Origin of the sequence: Staphylococcus ratti (assembly GCF_020883535.1) — a bacterium.
In the GTDB taxonomy this organism is placed as follows: domain Bacteria; phylum Bacillota; class Bacilli; order Staphylococcales; family Staphylococcaceae; genus Staphylococcus; species Staphylococcus ratti.
This window is the reverse complement of record NZ_CP086654.1, coordinates 2,159,402-2,177,120: the sequence shown is the minus strand read 5'-3', so window position 1 is coordinate 2,177,120 and position 17,719 is coordinate 2,159,402. Positions and strand designations below refer to the sequence as shown.

General features: G+C 40.2%; 18 protein-coding genes and 2 rRNA genes. All 20 read left to right on the top strand.

The genetic code is table 11. The features are described from left to right. The first annotated feature begins 134 nt into the window (after nt 1-134). The 20 genes from LN051_RS10670 to spoVG all read left to right on the top strand — a co-directional run bounded on the left by LN051_RS10670 (nt 135) and on the right by spoVG (nt 17,578). A 23S ribosomal RNA gene (locus tag LN051_RS10670) occupies nt 135-3,060 on the top strand. 111 nt (nt 3,061-3,171) lie between these two features. Further along, nucleotides 3,172-3,286: ribosomal RNA gene (gene rrf / locus LN051_RS10665) — 5S ribosomal RNA — on the top strand. A gap of 224 nt (nt 3,287-3,510) precedes the next feature. After that, nucleotides 3,511-4,854: an aminotransferase class V-fold PLP-dependent enzyme gene (locus LN051_RS10660; protein WP_229293679.1), complete on the top strand. Its 1,344-nt coding sequence runs from the start codon at nt 3,511-3,513 to the stop codon at nt 4,852-4,854. Between the two features lies 1 nt (nt 4,855). Then, nucleotides 4,856-5,467: a dTMP kinase gene (gene tmk, locus LN051_RS10655; protein WP_229292484.1), complete on the top strand. Its 612-nt coding sequence runs from the start codon at nt 4,856-4,858 to the stop codon at nt 5,465-5,467. 134 nt (nt 5,468-5,601) lie between these two features. Beyond that, nucleotides 5,602-5,931, top strand: a complete 330-nt coding sequence (locus LN051_RS10650) for a cyclic-di-AMP receptor (protein ID WP_229292483.1) — start codon at nt 5,602-5,604, stop codon at nt 5,929-5,931. Between the two features lie 129 nt (nt 5,932-6,060). Beyond that, a complete protein-coding gene (locus tag LN051_RS10645) occupies nt 6,061-6,990 on the top strand; it encodes a DNA polymerase III subunit delta' C-terminal domain-containing protein (protein ID WP_229292482.1) in 930 nt (309 codons plus the stop codon). A gap of 5 nt (nt 6,991-6,995) precedes the next feature. Beyond that, the gene (locus LN051_RS10640; protein ID WP_229292481.1) at nt 6,996-7,799 is read left to right on the top strand and encodes a PSP1 domain-containing protein; all 804 of its coding nucleotides are present in this window, start codon (nt 6,996-6,998) and stop codon (nt 7,797-7,799) included. 13 nt (nt 7,800-7,812) lie between these two features. Continuing rightward, complete coding sequence (gene yabA, locus LN051_RS10635; protein ID WP_229292480.1) at nt 7,813-8,172, top strand: DNA replication initiation control protein YabA; 360 nt, start codon at nt 7,813-7,815, stop codon at nt 8,170-8,172. Between the two features lie 38 nt (nt 8,173-8,210). After that, on the top strand, nt 8,211-8,936 hold the full coding sequence (locus LN051_RS10630) for a tRNA1(Val) (adenine(37)-N6)-methyltransferase (protein WP_229292479.1): 726 nt from the start codon (nt 8,211-8,213) through the stop codon (nt 8,934-8,936). Continuing rightward, entirely contained in the window at nt 8,929-9,183 is a 255-nt protein-coding gene (locus LN051_RS10625) for a GIY-YIG nuclease family protein (RefSeq protein ID WP_229292478.1), read from the top strand. The genes LN051_RS10630 and LN051_RS10625 overlap by 8 nt, the downstream gene beginning before the upstream one ends. After that, a complete protein-coding gene (gene rsmI / locus LN051_RS10620) occupies nt 9,180-10,016 on the top strand; it encodes a 16S rRNA (cytidine(1402)-2'-O)-methyltransferase (protein WP_229292477.1) in 837 nt (278 codons plus the stop codon). The genes LN051_RS10625 and rsmI overlap by 4 nt, the downstream gene beginning before the upstream one ends. A gap of 96 nt (nt 10,017-10,112) precedes the next feature. Beyond that, on the top strand, nt 10,113-12,080 hold the full coding sequence (gene metG, locus LN051_RS10615; protein ID WP_229292476.1) for a methionine--tRNA ligase: 1,968 nt from the start codon (nt 10,113-10,115) through the stop codon (nt 12,078-12,080). A 177-nt stretch (nt 12,081-12,257) separates the two neighbouring features. Continuing rightward, nucleotides 12,258-13,037 carry a TatD family hydrolase gene (locus LN051_RS10610; protein ID WP_229292475.1) on the top strand — a complete coding sequence of 260 codons (780 nt, stop codon included), beginning with the start codon at nt 12,258-12,260 and terminating at the stop codon, nt 13,035-13,037. Nucleotides 13,038-13,057: 20 nt separating this feature from the next. Continuing rightward, nucleotides 13,058-13,597 carry a ribonuclease M5 gene (gene rnmV, locus LN051_RS10605; protein WP_229292474.1) on the top strand — a complete coding sequence of 180 codons (540 nt, stop codon included), beginning with the start codon at nt 13,058-13,060 and terminating at the stop codon, nt 13,595-13,597. A gap of 6 nt (nt 13,598-13,603) precedes the next feature. Next, complete coding sequence (gene rsmA, locus LN051_RS10600; RefSeq protein WP_229292473.1) at nt 13,604-14,494, top strand: 16S rRNA (adenine(1518)-N(6)/adenine(1519)-N(6))-dimethyltransferase RsmA; 891 nt, start codon at nt 13,604-13,606, stop codon at nt 14,492-14,494. Nucleotides 14,495-14,592: 98 nt separating this feature from the next. Beyond that, entirely contained in the window at nt 14,593-14,859 is a 267-nt protein-coding gene (veg, locus tag LN051_RS10595; RefSeq protein WP_229292472.1) for a biofilm formation stimulator Veg, read from the top strand. A gap of 244 nt (nt 14,860-15,103) precedes the next feature. Beyond that, nucleotides 15,104-15,952: a 4-(cytidine 5'-diphospho)-2-C-methyl-D-erythritol kinase gene (ispE, locus tag LN051_RS10590; RefSeq protein WP_229292471.1), complete on the top strand. Its 849-nt coding sequence runs from the start codon at nt 15,104-15,106 to the stop codon at nt 15,950-15,952. 22 nt (nt 15,953-15,974) lie between these two features. Next, a complete protein-coding gene (gene purR / locus LN051_RS10585) occupies nt 15,975-16,802 on the top strand; it encodes a pur operon repressor (protein WP_229292470.1) in 828 nt (275 codons plus the stop codon). A gap of 18 nt (nt 16,803-16,820) precedes the next feature. Further along, nucleotides 16,821-17,201 (top strand): RidA family protein, encoded by a 381-nt coding sequence (locus LN051_RS10580; protein WP_229292469.1) that lies wholly within the window; start codon nt 16,821-16,823, stop codon nt 17,199-17,201. 62 nt (nt 17,202-17,263) lie between these two features. Next, the gene (spoVG, locus tag LN051_RS10575; RefSeq protein WP_229292468.1) at nt 17,264-17,578 is read left to right on the top strand and encodes a septation regulator SpoVG; all 315 of its coding nucleotides are present in this window, start codon (nt 17,264-17,266) and stop codon (nt 17,576-17,578) included. Nucleotides 17,579-17,719: the final 141 nt, after the last annotated feature.

Here is a 17,719-nt window from a genome sequence, read left to right as displayed (position 1 = left end):
AGATAGGATAGACGTGATTGAAAGCGTTTGTCAGTCTATGAATCACAAACAAGAACGAAGGCGCTTACTTGCGTAAGTAACTGAGTGATTTGTGCCGTGATGAATAAGAATGCGAACGCTTATCAACACGTCTAGATTAAGTTATTAAGGGCGCACGGTGGATGCCTTGGCACTAGAAGCCGATGAAGGACGTTACTAACGACGATATGCTTTGGGGAGCTGTAAGTAAGCTGTGATCCAGAGATTTCCGAATGGGGGAACCCAGCACGAGTTATGTCGTGTTATCCGCATGTGAATACATAGCATGTGAGAAGGTAGACCCGGAGAACTGAAACATCTTAGTACCCGGAGGAAGAGAAAGAAAAATCGATTCCCTGAGTAGCGGCGAGCGAAACGGGAAGAGCCCAAACCAACAAGCTTGCTTGTTGGGGTTGTAGGACACTCTTATGGAGTTACAAAGGAACATGTTAGACGAATAACCTGGAAAGGTTAATCAGAGAAGGTAAAAATCCTGTAGTCGAAAACATATTCCCTCTTGAGTGGATCCTGAGTACGGCGGAGCACGTGAAATTCCGTCGGAATCTGGGAGGACCATCTCCCAAGGCTAAATACTCTCTAGTGACCGATAGTGAACCAGTACCGTGAGGGAAAGGTGAAAAGTACCCCGGAAGGGGAGTGAAAGAGAACTTGAAACCGTGTGCTTACAAGTAGTCAGAGCCCGTTAATGGGTGATGGCGTGCCTTTTGTAGAATGAACCGGCGAGTTACGATCTGATGCAAGGTTAAGCAGAAAATGTGGAGCCGTAGCGAAAGCGAGTCTGAATAGGGCGAATGAGTATTTGGTCGTAGACCCGAAACCAGGTGATCTACCCTTGGTCAGGTTGAAGTTCAGGTAACACTGAATGGAGGACCGAACCGACTTACGTTGAAAAGTGAGCGGATGAACTGAGGGTAGCGGAGAAATTCCAATCGAACTTGGAGATAGCTGGTTCTCTCCGAAATAGCTTTAGGGCTAGCCTCAAGTGATGATTATTGGAGGTAGAGCACTGTTTGGACGAGGGGCCCCTCTCGGGTTACCGAATTCAGACAAACTCCGAATGCCAAATAATTTAACTTGGGAGTCAGAACATGGGTGATAAGGTCCGTGTTCGAAAGGGAAACAGCCCAGACCACCAGCTAAGGTCCCAAAATATATGTTAAGTGGAAAAGGATGTGGCGTTGCCCAGACAACTAGGATGTTGGCTTAGAAGCAGCCATCATTTAAAGAGTGCGTAATAGCTCACTAGTCGAGTGACACTGCGCCGAAAATGTACCGGGGCTAAACATATTACCGAAGCTGTGGATTGTCCTTCAGGACAATGGTAGGAGAGCGTTCTAAGGGCGTTGAAGCATGACCGCAAGGACATGTGGAGCGCTTAGAAGTGAGAATGCCGGTGTGAGTAGCGAAAGACGGGTGAGAATCCCGTCCACCGATTGACTAAGGTTTCCAGAGGAAGGCTCGTCCGCTCTGGGTTAGTCGGGTCCTAAGCTGAGGCCGACAGGCGTAGGCGATGGATAACAGGTTGATATTCCTGTACCACCATGATTCGTTTTAAGCGATGGGGGGACGCAGTAGGATAGGCGAAGCGTGCTGTTGGAGTGCACGTCTAAGCAGTAAGACTGAGTGTTAGGCAAATCCGGCACTCATTAAGGTCAAGCTGTGATGGGGAGAGGAAACAAGTTTTCCTCGAGTCGTTGATTTCACACTGCCGAGAAAAGCCTCTAGCTAGAAGATTGGTGCCCGTACCGCAAACCGACACAGGTAGTCAAGATGAGAATTCTAAGGTGAGCGAGCGAACTCTCGTTAAGGAACTCGGCAAAATGACCCCGTAACTTCGGGAGAAGGGGTGCTCTTTGAGGTTCACGCTTCGAAGAGCCGCAGTGAATAGGCCCAAGCGACTGTTTATCAAAAACACAGGTCTCTGCTAAACCGTAAGGTGACGTATAGGGGCTGACGCCTGCCCGGTGCTGGAAGGTTAAGAGGAGTGGTTAGCATTAGCGAAGCTACGAATCGAAGCCCCAGTAAACGGCGGCCGTAACTATAACGGTCCTAAGGTAGCGAAATTCCTTGTCGGGTAAGTTCCGACCCGCACGAAAGGCGTAACGATTTGGGCACTGTCTCAACGAGAGACTCGGTGAAATCATAGTACCGGTGAAGATGCCGGTTACCCGCGACAGGACGGAAAGACCCCGTGGAGCTTTACTGTAGCCTGATATTGAAATTCGGTACAGTTTGTACAGGATAGGTAGGAGCCTTAGAAGCGTGAGCGCTAGCTTACGTGGAGGCATTGGTGGGATACTACCCTAATTGTATTGGATTTCTAACCCGCAACTCTTATCGAGTTGGGAGACAGTGTCAGGCGGGCAGTTTGACTGGGGCGGTCGCCTCCTAAAGTGTAACGGAGGCGCTCAAAGGTTCCCTCAGAATGGTTGGAAATCATTCATAGAGTGTAAAGGCATAAGGGAGCTTGACTGCGAGACCTACAAGTCGAGCAGGGTCGAAAGACGGACTTAGTGATCCGGTGGTTCCGCATGGAAGGGCCATCGCTCAACGGATAAAAGCTACCCCGGGGATAACAGGCTTATCTCCCCCAAGAGTTCACATCGACGGGGAGGTTTGGCACCTCGATGTCGGCTCATCGCATCCTGGGGCTGTAGTCGGTCCCAAGGGTTGGGCTGTTCGCCCATTAAAGCGGTACGCGAGCTGGGTTCAGAACGTCGTGAGACAGTTCGGTCCCTATCCGTCGTGGGCGTAGGAAATTTGAGAGGCGCTGTCCTTAGTACGAGAGGACCGGGATGGACATACCTCTGGTGTACCAGTTGTCGTGCCAACGGCATAGCTGGGTAGCTATGTATGGACGGGATAAGTGCTGAAAGCATCTAAGCATGAAGCCCCCCTCAAGATGAGATTTCCCAACTTCGGTTATAAGATCCCTCAAAGATGATGAGGTTAATAGGTTCGAGGTGGAAGCGTAGCGATACGTGGAGCTGACGAATACTAATCGATCGAAGACTTAATCAAATTAGTTCATAAGGTAATGCTTGTGAAAATCTACTTACTATCTAGTTTTGAATGTATAACATTCAAAGTCACTTTACGAAGTGAAAACGTTTGACATAAAGTAAAACATTGTTTGGTGACAATAGCAAAGAGGTCACACCTGTTCCCATGCCGAACACAGAAGTTAAGCTCTTTAGCGCCGATGGTAGTCGGACTTACGTTCCGCGAGAGTAGGACGTTGCCAAGCAAACTTGCCCCAAGTACTTAAAGTACTTGGGGTTTTTTGTTGGTCTATTTTGAAAAAGTGGTTAATGAGCCACATGAATTTTAAACAAGTTTGGTATGTCTATTTCTTTTTACTTCTCTCATTCTGAATAATTACCGTTGATCATAACACATAGCATGAATAGGCAATTGAACAAATGCATGATAGGATTAAACTAATACGACGGAAGAGGTGGAAGATGGATGATGGAAAAGCCTTTATATGAGCGCCTAGAGGAATGGTCCAAAACACAACCTATATCGATGCATGTCCCGGGACATAAAAATCAAACGATAGGAGACTTATCATTTTTAACTGGTCGTTATGATATTACTGAAATTTCTGGGTTCGATGATTTACATCATCCTGAAGGACTTTTAAAACAAAGTATGGCAAATGTCAATCGTCATCCCGATTATGATGCTTTTTTTCTTGTTAACGGTACGACGAGCGGTATACTTGCAACAATACATGCTTTTCAAGAACAGTCTGGTCAGGTTGTTATGGCACGCAATGTGCACAAATCAGTCTTTAATGCATTAGACTTAGGCGCCCAACAGGCAGTTATTTTGCCTACAGAAGTAGATAGACGTACAGCACAATATAGCGCGCCTAATTTGCGACATTTAGATTTAGAAAATGGTAAATTGGGTGTGGTAACTTATCCTAATTATTACGGTCAAACATTCAACATTGATGAAACGATTAAACAATTTCATCAACACAATATCCCGGTTTTAGTGGACGAGGCACACGGCGCGCATTTTGATTTAGAAGGATTTCCTCAATCTGCTCTTAATTGTAATGCAGATTTTGTCGTTCAATCTTTCCATAAAACGCTGCCTAGTTTGACGATGAGTTCCGTCTTATTTATCCATAAAGCGGCGCCTCAACGTGAAAAAGTAATCGCGTTATTAGGAACATTTCAATCTTCTAGTCCTTCTTATTTGTTGATGGCTAGTTTAGAGGCCGCAAATGCATTTTACCAATCTTACGAAAGCACGCATTTTTTTGAGCAACGCGCTCAAGTGTTAGCAACTTTGCGTCAATCTAAGCTTCACGTACTTGAAGTTGATGACCCACTAAAAGTACTGATTGCGCACCCTAACTTAGCAGGGTATGAACTTCAAAAGCGTATGGAAGAGTTGGGCATTTATGTAGAGTTAGCCGATGAGTCGTATGTATTATGGATACTACCATTATGGCATGAGTCAGATGTTTTTCCTTTTGAGTTGTTGCTTCAGCGTATTGCACAAATTGAGGTGCCTCAAGAAGAGAGGGAGACAGAAGCGGTAGTTTCTCCAAAGTTATATACAGGTGGCGGGAATTATATTCCAAGCTCGTTTGAGAAAGACATTTGGTTGCCCTATCATAAGGCAGAGAATCGTATATTAGCACAGCACTTAATTTTATACCCTCCTGGTGTGCCGAGTCTGTTAAAGGGAGAACAAGTGTCGCTATCTATGATAGAATTAATTGACTATTGGTGTCAGAAAGGATTTCGTATAGAAGGTCTTTCTGAAGGAAAAATTAAAGTGAAGGATGACTAATATGGCATTGTTTATTACCATTGAAGGACCTGAAGGATCAGGCAAAACGACGGTACTGAAATCGGTCGTTGAACAACTATCTAAAGATTTTGAAGTGATTGCGACGCGTGAACCAGGCGGCGTAAAGACGGCTGAAGCGATTCGTAACATTTTATTAGAGGGAGACGCGATGGATGCGCGCACTGAGGCACTTTTATTTGCGGCAGCGCGTCGTGAACACCTTGTTGATAAAGTGTTACCTGCATTAGAAAAAGGGACGACAGTCCTTTGCGACCGCTTCATAGATAGTTCATTGGCTTATCAAGGTTTCGCCCGTGAAATTGGGGTAAAAGATATACAAACGATCAATGAATTTGCGATAGAAGGTCATTATCCAGATATGACATTGTATTTAGATATTCCTGCCGAAGTAGGGCGTGAACGTATTATGAGCAATCAACGCGCCCAAAATCGCCTTGATAAAGAAGACGCGACTTTTCATAATCGTGTTATAAAAGGCTATCAACAGCTGATTCAACAGAATCCTGAGCGTTATGTTGTTATTGATGCGACACAACCAGTTGATGAAGTGGTGCGCGAGGTAATAACGGTGATTAAAAAACGTTTGAAGTAAACATTCTTTTAGACGGCAGCACTTAATGAAAGCATTCAGAAGTTGAAATAAAATAACGATTTAATTTTGTTGATTCTTCAGTGAAGTGACTTAGTTACATATGATATAATAATGATCAAGAGGTGCGTGAGATTATGAAAATGATAATTGCTATTGTTCAAGATCAAGACAGTCAAGAACTCTCAGACCGACTCGTTGAAAATAATTTTAGAGCGACAAAGCTTGCTTCAACAGGTGGCTTTTTACGTGCAGGCAATACTACTTTTTTAAGTGGTGTTGACGATGATCGCGTAGAAGAAATTTTAAAAGTCATAAGTGATACATGTGGAAATCGCGAACAACTGGTGTCTCCAATCACACCGATGGGAGGCAGTGCGGATTCGTACATTCCTTATCCAGTTGAAGTTGAAGTTGGCGGGGCAACCGTTTTTGTAATGCCAGTCGAATCGTTTCACCAATTTTAGATGATAACGAAGGTTGTGGCAGCGTATGCGGGTCTTTAAGGCAGTGTGTACGACTGTGCAACCTTTTTTCTTTGGATTTATAATTATGTATGTTCAGCAACAAGACGTAAGAGACAAAGGAGCGGTGATATGAAAGAAATAGACCAATTACTTAAAGCTTATGAAAATCAAAAGCTTTCGCATGCCTATTTATTTGAAGGGGATGATATGGAAGCGATGACTTCAGCCGCGATGACCTTTTCGACACGTATACTATGTCATGGAGATACGCAATGTGAGGCTAAAGTTAACGCACACAATCATCCTGACTTTCATTATGTCAAAACAGATGAAACTACTATTAAAAAAGAGCGTATCGAACAACTTGTACATCATATGAATCAATTGCCTATTGAAAGTGATTATAAAGTGTATGTTATTCAAGATTTTGAACGTTTAACAGTTCAAGGGGAAAATAGTATTTTAAAGTTTTTAGAAGAACCACCGTCGAAAACGATTGCGATTTTAATTTCTTCTAAACCAGAACAAATTTTAGATACGATTCATTCAAGATGTCAACACGTTTACTTCAAACCGATGCGTCGCCAAACCTTTGTAGCACGTTTAGCTGAGCATGAAACGATCACTAAACCTGTAGCTGAGCTGTTGAGCACATATACCACGCAATTTGAAGAAGCGTTACAATTGAATGAAGAAGCAGATTTATCCGCTTTACGTAAAGTGATTTTACAATGGTGTGATCGATTATTGAGGCAACGCGAAATGGCGTTAATTGGCATCGTTGAATTATTGAAACAAGCTAAAAATCGGCGTTTACAATTGTTAACGCTTGCAGGGATTAACGCTTATTTTCAAGATATGATGTATGCAAAATTGGGAATGACGTCACGGATGACTTTTTCGGAGCTTCAGTCATACTATGAAACGGGTGCACAGCAATTAAGTTATCATCATTTAACCTATATTATTGAACAAATTACAGAAGCACATAAAAAGCTCAATCAAAATGTGAATCCAACGTTGGTTTTTGAGCAAATTGCAATAAAAGTGAAGGGGTGATGTGCATGTGTTTTGTTGTAGGTGTTTACTTTAAAAAAGCGAATACGTTGGAATATTATGCGCCGTGTGATGGTGATTTATGTAAAGGAACACCTGTTGTGGTGGAGTCACAACGGGGTTTTGAACTCGGAATTGTCAAGCATGAGCCAAAAGAAATAAACGGTGAGGACGTTGCACAGCCTTTAAAGCCGGCTTTGCGTATTGCTACAGAAGACGATTTATTAGCTCAAGCGGCTAATGAAGCTGCAGCTGAAGAAGCGTTAGCACTATGTAAGTCCTATGTGGCTGAACTTGGATTGGATATGAGGCTCGTCAATTGCGAGTATACGTTAGACCGTTCAAAAGTGATTTTTAATTTTACAGCAGATGAACGTATTGATTTTCGTAAGTTAGTACGTTTACTTGCGCAAAAGTTGAAAACCCGCATTGAATTAAGACAAATTGGCGTTCGTGATGAAGCGAAACTACTTGGCGGTATTGGACCTTGTGGGCGTTCACTCTGTTGCTCAACTTTTTTAGGAGATTTTGAACCGGTTTCAATCAAGATGGCAAAGGATCAAAACTTGTCATTAAACCCTTCTAAAATTTCAGGCGCATGTGGACGTTTAATGTGTTGCCTTAAATATGAGGATGACATGTATGAAGCAGCACGTGAACAACTGCCGGATGTGGGCGAAGTGGTAGAGACCCCTGAAGGTCGTGGAGAAGTAATCAGTTTGAATGTAATTAACGTCTCAATGTTTGTCAAAGTAGAAGGTTTTGAACAAACGTTAGAATATCATATTGAAGAATTAAAAACGATTAAATAAGGAGAGGGGCCCATTGGATCGAAATGAACTTTTCGACCGTTTAATGCAACTAGAGCAAAATGTAAGAGGCATCAATGAAAACATGCAGTCACTAAAAGCATTAACGGTGGAACTTGTTGAAGAGAATGTGGCATTACAAACGGAGAATGATCATTTAAAATCTTTGCTTAACCAGCAACAAGCAACCTCTGAACAAGAAGCAGCTAAGGTGAAAAAACGGGCAACCAAACAACTTCAAAGTCGTGAATATTTTGCAAAATTATACCATGAAGGTTTTCACATTTGTCATGATGTATTTGGAAAACATCGTAAAGGTGAAGACTGTATTTTTTGTTTAAATGTTTTAAATAGTAAACGTGACAATGAATCATAGGGTGATACAAAGGTGTAGAAATAAGTAGAGGTGGCAATGTGTTAGAACAAGGTGAACGTTTAGATTATTTAGTTAAAGAAAATTTGCGAATTATTCAAAATGACGCGGTGTTTTCCTTTTCGACGGATGCTTTGCTCCTCGGCCATTTTACAACACCAAGAAAACGAGATCGTATTTTAGATTTATGTAGCGGTAATGGCGTGATTCCTTTATTGTTGTCAGCCAAAGGCAATAACGCAATCACTGGTATTGAAATTCAAGAAAAACTTGTGGATATGGCGCGCCGGAGTGTGGCGTATAATGCGCTAAAATCACAAATTGAAATCATTCATGATGATTTACAGCACGTTACGCACCGTTTCAAACCGGCATCTTTTGATTTAGTGACGTGTAACCCGCCTTACTTTAAAATCAACCAAATGAATCAACATCAAATTGAAGCACATAAGATTGCGCGGCATGAATTGTATTGTACATTAGATGACTGTATTCGAGTGAGTGGTCATGCGCTTAAGCAAGGAGGACGGCTAATGATGGTACATCGTGCGGAACGCTTGTTAGACATATTTGAATCGATGCGACGCTATCATATCGAACCTAAGCGATTACATATGATATACAGTAAGGTAGGAAAAGAAGCTCAGACGATTGTAGTGGAAGGACGTAAAGGTGGCAACGAAGGATTGAAGCTAGTGCCCCCTTTTTATATGTATGACACATGTGGGAATTATACAGATGAAATGAAGGCGATTTATTATGGCTAATCATTATATTTACATTGTACGTTGTAAAGATGCGTCATTATATACGGGCTATACAACAGATATTGATGCGCGGATTGCAAAACATAATGAAGGCAAAGGAGCCAAATATACGAAAGTACGACGTCCTGTAAAACTGTTATATCAAGAAACTTTTGAAACAAAATCTGAGGCACTAAAACGCGAATATGCTATTAAACAATTAAGTCGCAAAGACAAGTTGCAACTGATTAAAGGAGCGCTAATATGACACATTTATATTTGGTAGGTACACCAATAGGCAATTTGGAAGATATGACCTTTCGTGCGATTGAGACGCTTATAAATGTTGATTTAATTGCATGTGAAGATACACGTGTCACTAAAAAATTATGCCACCATTTTAACATTACGACACCGCTACAATCCTATCATGAACATAATAAAGCACAGATGACTGACACATTAATTTCCGCATTATTGGAAGGGAAAACCATTGCGTTAGTTTCAGATGCGGGTTTGCCTTTAATTTCTGACCCAGGTTACGAATTAGTTGTACGTGCACGAGAAGCTCACATTACAGTTACACCTATTCCAGGGGCGAATGCAGGGCTAACAGCTTTGATGGCAAGCGGATTACCTTCATTTGTCTATACTTTCATTGGCTTTTTGCCACGTAAAATGCGTGAAAAAAAAGAAATATTAGAAACACGGATGTTTCAAGAAAGTACATTGCTTTTGTATGAATCCCCTTATCGTGTCAAAGAAACATTAGAAGCGATCCATGCAATTGATTCAGAACGACGTGTTACACTTGGAAGAGAATTAACTAAAAAGTTCGAACAAATTACGACAGATCGAGTTGAACACTTACTATCACAATTAGAGAAGACCATTCCACTTAAAGGAGAATTTGTCATTGTGATAGAAGGGGCTGAAGCGGTTGCTGAGACGCAGTGGTTTGAAGAACTGTCAATTGACGAACACGTTGAACACTATATTGCTCAAAATATGAAGCCTAAACAAGCAATTAAACAAGTTGCGCAAGAACGAGAAATATCAAGTAAGACGGTCTACAATATCTATCATAAGATTGAAGCTTAAAGCATGCGATTTCTAAGAAAGATGTCACGTTCGTAGATTGAAAAAGACCATGATTTTCGATATATTAGATAAGATAAGAAATGAGGAGGAGCGCTAATGGTAAAAGATACATTTTACATTACTACACCGATATATTATCCAAGCGGTAATTTACACATTGGCCATGCATACTCTACTGTAGCAGGAGACGTTATTGCACGTTATAAACGTTTACAAGGATACGATGTACGCTATTTAACAGGAACAGATGAGCATGGGCAGAAAATACAAGAAAAAGCTCAAAAAGCAGGAATGTCTGAATTAGATTATTTAGACGGAATGATTGATGGGATTAAAGCATTGTGGAAAAAGCTCGATATTTCTAATGATGACTTTATTCGTACAACAGAACGACGTCATACACAAGTCGTTGAAAAAATCTTTGAAAAACTATTAGCGCAAGGTGATATTTACCTTGGAGAATACGAAGGTTGGTATTCTGTACCTGATGAAACGTACTACACTGAAACACAGTTAGTAGAACCCGTGTACGAAAACGGTAAAATCGTAGGCGGAAAAAGTCCGGATTCAGGTCATGAGGTAGAGCTTGTTAAAGAAGAAAGTTATTTCTTTAAGCTTTCTAAATATGCGGATCGCCTACTGGCATTTTATGACGAACACCCAGAATTTATTCAGCCACCATCTCGAAAAAATGAAATGATTAATAATTTCATTAAACCTGGCTTAGATGATTTGGCGGTATCACGTACGTCGTTTAACTGGGGTGTGAAAGTTCCTTCTAATCCGAAGCACGTAGTATATGTATGGTTAGACGCCCTTGTCAATTATATTTCAGCGCTAGGCTATTTAACAGATGATGATACAGCATTTCAAAAGTATTGGCCAGCAGACATTCATTTAATGGCAAAAGAAATTGTGCGTTTCCATTCCATCATTTGGCCAATTATTTTAATGGCGCTTGATCTGCCGTTACCTAAAAAAGTTTTCGCGCACGGTTGGATATTGATGAAAGATGGTAAAATGAGTAAATCCAAAGGTAATGTGATGGATCCTAATGTATTAATTGACCGCTATGGCTTAGACGCAACACGTTATTACCTTATGAGAGAGTTGCCATTTGGCTCAGATGGTGTCTTTACACCTGAAACTTTCGTAGAACGTACGAACTATGACCTTGCGAATGACTTAGGTAACTTAGTCAATCGAACAATTTCAATGATTAACAAGTATTTTGGTGGTCAACTTCCAGCATACCAAGGTCCAAAGCATGAGCTTGATGCAGATATGGAGCAAATGGCTTTAGATACTGTGCACACGTATCATGAAAGTATGAATAATTTGCAATTCTCTATTGCGCTTTCAACGGTATGGAAATTAATTAGTCGTACGAACAAATACATTGATGAAACAACACCATGGATTTTAGCAAAAGATGATGCTCAAAAAGAAATGTTAGGCAACGTGATGGCACACTTAGTGGAAAATATTCGCTATGCTGCTGTATTGTTACGCCCGTTCTTAACACATGCGCCATATCAGATTTTTGACCAACTTAACATTCAAAATGAGACGTTACATGAGTTGGATAGTCTTGAAACGTATGGTCAGTTAACATCGGAAATAACAGTATCGGCAAAACCAACACCAATCTTTCCACGTTTAGATGTTGCAGCAGAAGTGGAATATATTAAAACGAGCATGCAACCGCCTAAATCAGAAACGGAAGCAGTATCTTCAAAAGCACAAATCGACATTAAAGATTTCGATAAAGTGGAAATTAAAGCGGCAACGATTATTGATGCGACGCACGTTAAAAAATCAGATAAACTATTGAAAATTCAAGTCGACTTAGACCATGAACAGCGCCAAATTGTTTCAGGTATTGCGAAATTTTATCAACCTGAAGACATTATAGGTAAGAAAGTGGCAGTCGTAACAAACTTAAAACCTGCGAAATTAATGGGACAAAAATCAGAAGGTATGATTTTATCTGCTGAAAAAGATGGCGTACTTACTTTAGTAAGCTTACCAAATGCAGTTCCAAATGGCGCGGTGATTAAGTAACACGTAGAGAGGCTTTAACAACGCGATTATCGAGAATGAGCAGTTTCACACAAGACGCGTTACGACACGTAACGGTAGGACTTGTTTGAACGTCGTTAGGGGTGGGACAACGAAGTCAAATTAACAATAATTTGATAACGGTCTCACTCCTTTTTTACTAAAATAGGAGGAATAATAATGTTAATCGATACACATGTACATTTAAATGCGGATCAATATGAGGAAGACTTAGAAGAAGTAATTGAGCGCGCGCGTGAAGCGGGAGTGAACCGTATGTTTGTGGTTGGTTTTGATACGAAAACAATTGAACGCGCGATGACATTGATTGAAGACTATGAATTTATTTATGCCATTATTGGTTGGCATCCGGTTGATGCGATTGATTGTACAGATGAACGACTAGACTGGATAGAGTCATTAGCGCAACACCCAAAAGTTATCGGTATTGGGGAAATGGGCTTAGATTATCATTGGGATAAATCACCTAAAGACGTTCAAAAAGAGCTATTCCGAAAGCAAATCGCATTAGCCAAACGTGTGAAGCTGCCAATCGTCATCCATAATAGAGAAGCGACACAGGACTGCATAGATATTTTATTAGAGGAACATGCTGAAGAAGTTGGCGGTATTATGCATAGTTTTAGTGGGTCTCCTGAGATTGCAGATATTGTCATTAACAAATTAAACTTTCATATTTCACTTGGCGGCCCCGTCACTTTTAAAAATGCGAAACAGCCAAAAGAAGTGGCGAAACATGTGCCTTTAGAACGTTTACTTGTAGAAACAGATGCACCTTTTCTAACACCTCACCCTTATCGTGGAAAACGTAATGAGCCTGCGCATGTGACTTTAGTTGCAGAACAGATTGCAGCGCTTCGCGGGATTACTTATGAAGAAGTGGCGCAACAAACTACAAAAAATGCAATGACATTATTCAATTTAAATGAATCATTTTGACATAAAAAGAAGGTGCCTATATGAAAATCAATGAATTTGTGGTGGTAGAAGGTCGTGATGACACAGAGCGGGTGCAACGCGCTGTTGATTGTGACACAATAGAGACGAATGGGAGCGCAATTGATCGCGAACGGCTAGATGTTATTCGTCAAGCACAAGAGACGAGAGGAGTCATTGTGTTGACGGATCCTGATTTTCCTGGCGATAAAATCCGCACAATTATTCGAGACGCTGTTCCAGGCGTTAAGCATGCTTATATCGACCGTGAAAAAGCCAAAAATAAAAGAGGGAAAATAGGAGTCGAACATGCATCATTTGAGGCTATTCGTGAAGCGTTAATGCATGTGTCATCACCTTTATCAGAATCCCATGAAACCATTGATAAAGCGGTGCTAATTGATTTAGGACTTATTATTGGCCCGGACGCAAGACGGCGCCGCGAAATTATAGGTCGAAAGTTACACATTGGTCATTCTAATGGCAAACAATTATTAAAGAAACTCAATGCGTTTGGTTATACTGAAGAAGATGTCCGACGCGCATTAGGAGAAGAGGAGTAACAAACCATGCATGAGAAAGATATAGCCACACCGACAAGAACCCGTGCATTACTTGAACAATATGGTTTTAGTTTCAAAAAAAGCTTAGGTCAGAACTTTTTAATAGACGTTAATATTATTAATAATATTATAAATGCGAGTGGCATTGATGAAAATACAGGCGTAATTGAAGTGGGTCCAGGTATGGGATCGCTGACAGAGCAATTGGCAAAACATGCTAAAAAAGTCATGGCTTTTGAGATTGATCAACGTTTAATACCCGTATTAAAAGAAACATTATCGCCTTATAACAATGTAACGATAATTAACGAAGATATATTAAAAGCAGATGTTTCACAAGCGATTCAAACACATTTGAGCGACTGTGACAAAATCATGGTCGTTGCTAATTTGCCATACTATATTACGACACCTATTTTGTTATCGTTACTTGAAGCGAAGTTGAATATTGATGGCTATGTGGTAATGATGCAAAAAGAAGTAGGTGAACGACTGAATGCTTCAGTAGGCACTAAAGCATACGGTTCATTGTCGATAGTAGCGCAATATTATACTGAAACGTCCCGCGTGTTGAACGTACCTAAAACCGTGTTTATGCCACCGCCTAATGTCGATTCTATCGTTGTGAAATTGATGAAGCGCTCGACGCCTATTGTGAAGGTTGATGATGAGCGCACGTTCTTTAAAATGACAAAAGGTGCGTTTAGTCAACGTCGTAAAACTATTTTGAATAACTATCAAAATATGTTTGTTGACGGTAAAAGTGTCAAAGCAGACATTATGGCGTGGTTAGAAGCGGCTGGCATCGATCCCAAGCGACGTGGAGAAACGCTTTCAATACAGGAATATGCACGATTATATGCGGAATTAAAAAATTTCCCAAAATTGACATTATAAAATGATTGACTTTCTAAACTAGCATTGATAAAATTGAAATTTTATTTGACCTTGGTACTAAAATGTGTTATACTACACTAGTAGCGAGGTGGAGCAATATGCCAAAATCTATTATAGACATCAAAAATCGTCTTGATTGTCAGTTAGGAAATCGTATTGTACTTAAAGCTAATGGGGGACGTAAAAAAACAATAGAACGTTCTGGAGTGTTGAAAGAAACATATCCATCTGTGTTCATTGTTGAGCTAGACCAAGATAAACATAACTTCGAACGTGTGTCCTATACTTATGCGGATGTACTCACAGAAAATGTACATGTAACTTTTGTAGAGGAAGAATTACAACAAGAAGCAGCGGCACAATAATACTTATATTGATAAGTTGTACATACTTGAGAGTGAGCGTGAAATCTATTTGTGGAGATTTCGACGTCTCGCTCTTTTTAGTTGAGTTTAAAAAGGGGCTGCACGCTGTCATAGCACGTGGGCCCTTAACACATCGTTTTAAGATGTTATAAACTTTTTTGAATTTAATATCTTGAGCGAGGCTCACGATGTGTCACTTATGGTAAAATCACAGTAATACCATTTAAAAAGAGGAAATGATAGTATGATTTATGAAACGGCACCTGCTAAAATCAATTTAACGTTAGATACATTATATAAACGAGAAGACGGTTATCATGAAGTAGAGATGATTATGACAACGATTGATTTAAATGACCGTTTATCTTTTGAAAAACGGCAAGATGGCAAAATCGTACTTCACGTAGATGAGACATACATTCCATCCGATGATCGTAATTTGGCATATCGTGCAGCACTTCTGATGAAAGAGACGTATCAAATTAAAGAAGGCGTGACGATTACACTAGAAAAGAATATCCCCGTCGCGGCAGGTCTCGCTGGGGGCTCTAGTGATGCAGCAGCAACTATGCGTGGCATGAATCGTTTGTTTGAATTAAATAGAAGTTTGGATGAATTAAGTGAATTGTCCGCAGAAATCGGTTCAGATATTCCGTTTTGTGTGTACGGCACTACTGCTTTATGTCGGGGACGTGGTGAAAAAATCACATTACTTGAACGGCCACCATCATCATGGGTTATTGTCGCTAAACCACAAGCGGGATTGTCTACACCTGATATTTATAATGGCTTAGATCTGAATCACCCTTTCAAAGTGCATACGGCAGATTGTATGAAAGCAATTGAAACGGGCGATTACACAGGTGTTTGTCAGAGCTTATCCAATCGGTTGGAACCTGTTTCAATGTCATTACAACCGGAGATTCAAAAGATTAAAGAAAATATGTTAAATAATGGTGCGGATGGTGCACTAATGAGCGGCAGTGGTCCGACAGTTTATGGACTCGCACAACGCGAACGACAAGCGCGCCACATTTATAATGCAATTTGTGGTTGCTGCAATGATGTATATTTAGTACGAACGCTAGGATAATTTTGAAAGGATTTGATGATACATGAGGTACAAAAGAAGTGAACGTATCGTCTTCATGACACAATATTTAATTAATAATCCGAATAAACTAGTCCCACTAACATTTTTTGTTACTAAATTTAAACAGGCAAAATCTTCTATTAGTGAAGATGTTCAAATCATTAAAGATACACTTCTTGAAGAAGGACTTGGCACAATTGAAACGGTAGCTGGTGCGAGTGGCGGTGTGCGCTATCGCCCAGAAATGCAAAAAGCAGAAGCAGAAGCGGTAATTAATGAATTAATCACACTACTACAGGAAAAAGAACGATTGCTTCCAGGTGGTTATTTGTTTTTATCAGATCTTGTTGGGAATCCGCCTTTGCTAAAACGTGTCGGTAAACTGATCGCGACACTTTATATGCATGAAGAATTGGATGCAGTAGTAACGATTGCGACAAAAGGTATTTCACTCGCAAATGCAGTCGCTAGTGTTTTAAACTTACCAGTAGTAGTAATCAGAAAAGATAATAAAGTGACAGAAGGGTCAACCGTCTCGATTAATTACGTTTCAGGTTCAACGCGTAAAATAGAAACGATGGTGCTTTCAAAGCGTACTTTAAAAGAACACTCAAAAGTTTTAATCATCGATGACTTTATGCGTGCAGGTGGTTCAATAAATGGCGTAATCAATTTAATGAATGAGTTTAAAGCCGAAGTAAAAGGGGTATCGGTACTTGTAGAATCTAAAGAAGTCAAGCAACGATTAATTGAAGACTATACTTCCTTAGTCCGTTTGTCCGATGTCGATGAATACAACCAAGCGTTTAAAGTCGAAGCGGGGAACAGCCTTTCTAAATTTGAAAATTAAAAGGAGCGTTTATCACAAATGAAAACAATTAACACAGATAAAGCGCCTGCTGCGGTAGGCCCATATTCACATGCAACTATCGTGAATGGTTTGGTCTATACGTCAGGACAAATACCTTTAAATTTGGAAGGTAAAATTGTAAGTGATGATGTAGAAGTACAGACAAAGCAAGTGTTTGAAAATCTAAAAGCTGTTCTTAATGCGGCAGGCTCAGATTTGGATCATGTCGTAAAAGTTTTAGTTTTCTTGTCTGATATGGAAAATTTCCAAAAGGTAAATGAAGTTTACGGCTCGTACTTCAGCTCGCATAAACCTGCGAGAAGTGCGGTTGAGGTAGCACGTTTACCCAAAGACGTTAAAATTGAAATCGAAGTCATCGCTGAAGTTAAGGATGTATAAACATACTTGAACTTCTTAATTAACTACATTTTTTAACTTATATACTATGGGGGGCTCACTACATGAAAGTGACAGATGTCAGACTTAGAAAAATACAAACTGATGGAAGAATGAAAGCTCTTGTATCAATTACATTAGATGAATCATTCGTAATTCATGATTTGCGCGTAATTGAAGGGAATTCAGGACTTTTCGTAGCAATGCCAAGTAAACGTACACCAGATGGTGAATTCCGCGACATTGCACATCCTATTAATTCTGAAATGCGTCAAGAGATTCAGGATGCTGTAATGAAAGTATATGAAGAGACTGATGAAGTTATTCCAAGCCAGAATGACGAAGATAAAAATGAATCAGAAAATAACGAGGAAGTTTAATTTTCCGTTATGGTAGAAAGGATTTTATGGTTGAGATTCTGTTCAACTGTAAAATCCTTTTTTATTAGCATGCATTTATATGAGTGGTTGTATAACTACATAATTAAATTGTAACAATTTTTATCAAAAGTACATTTATCT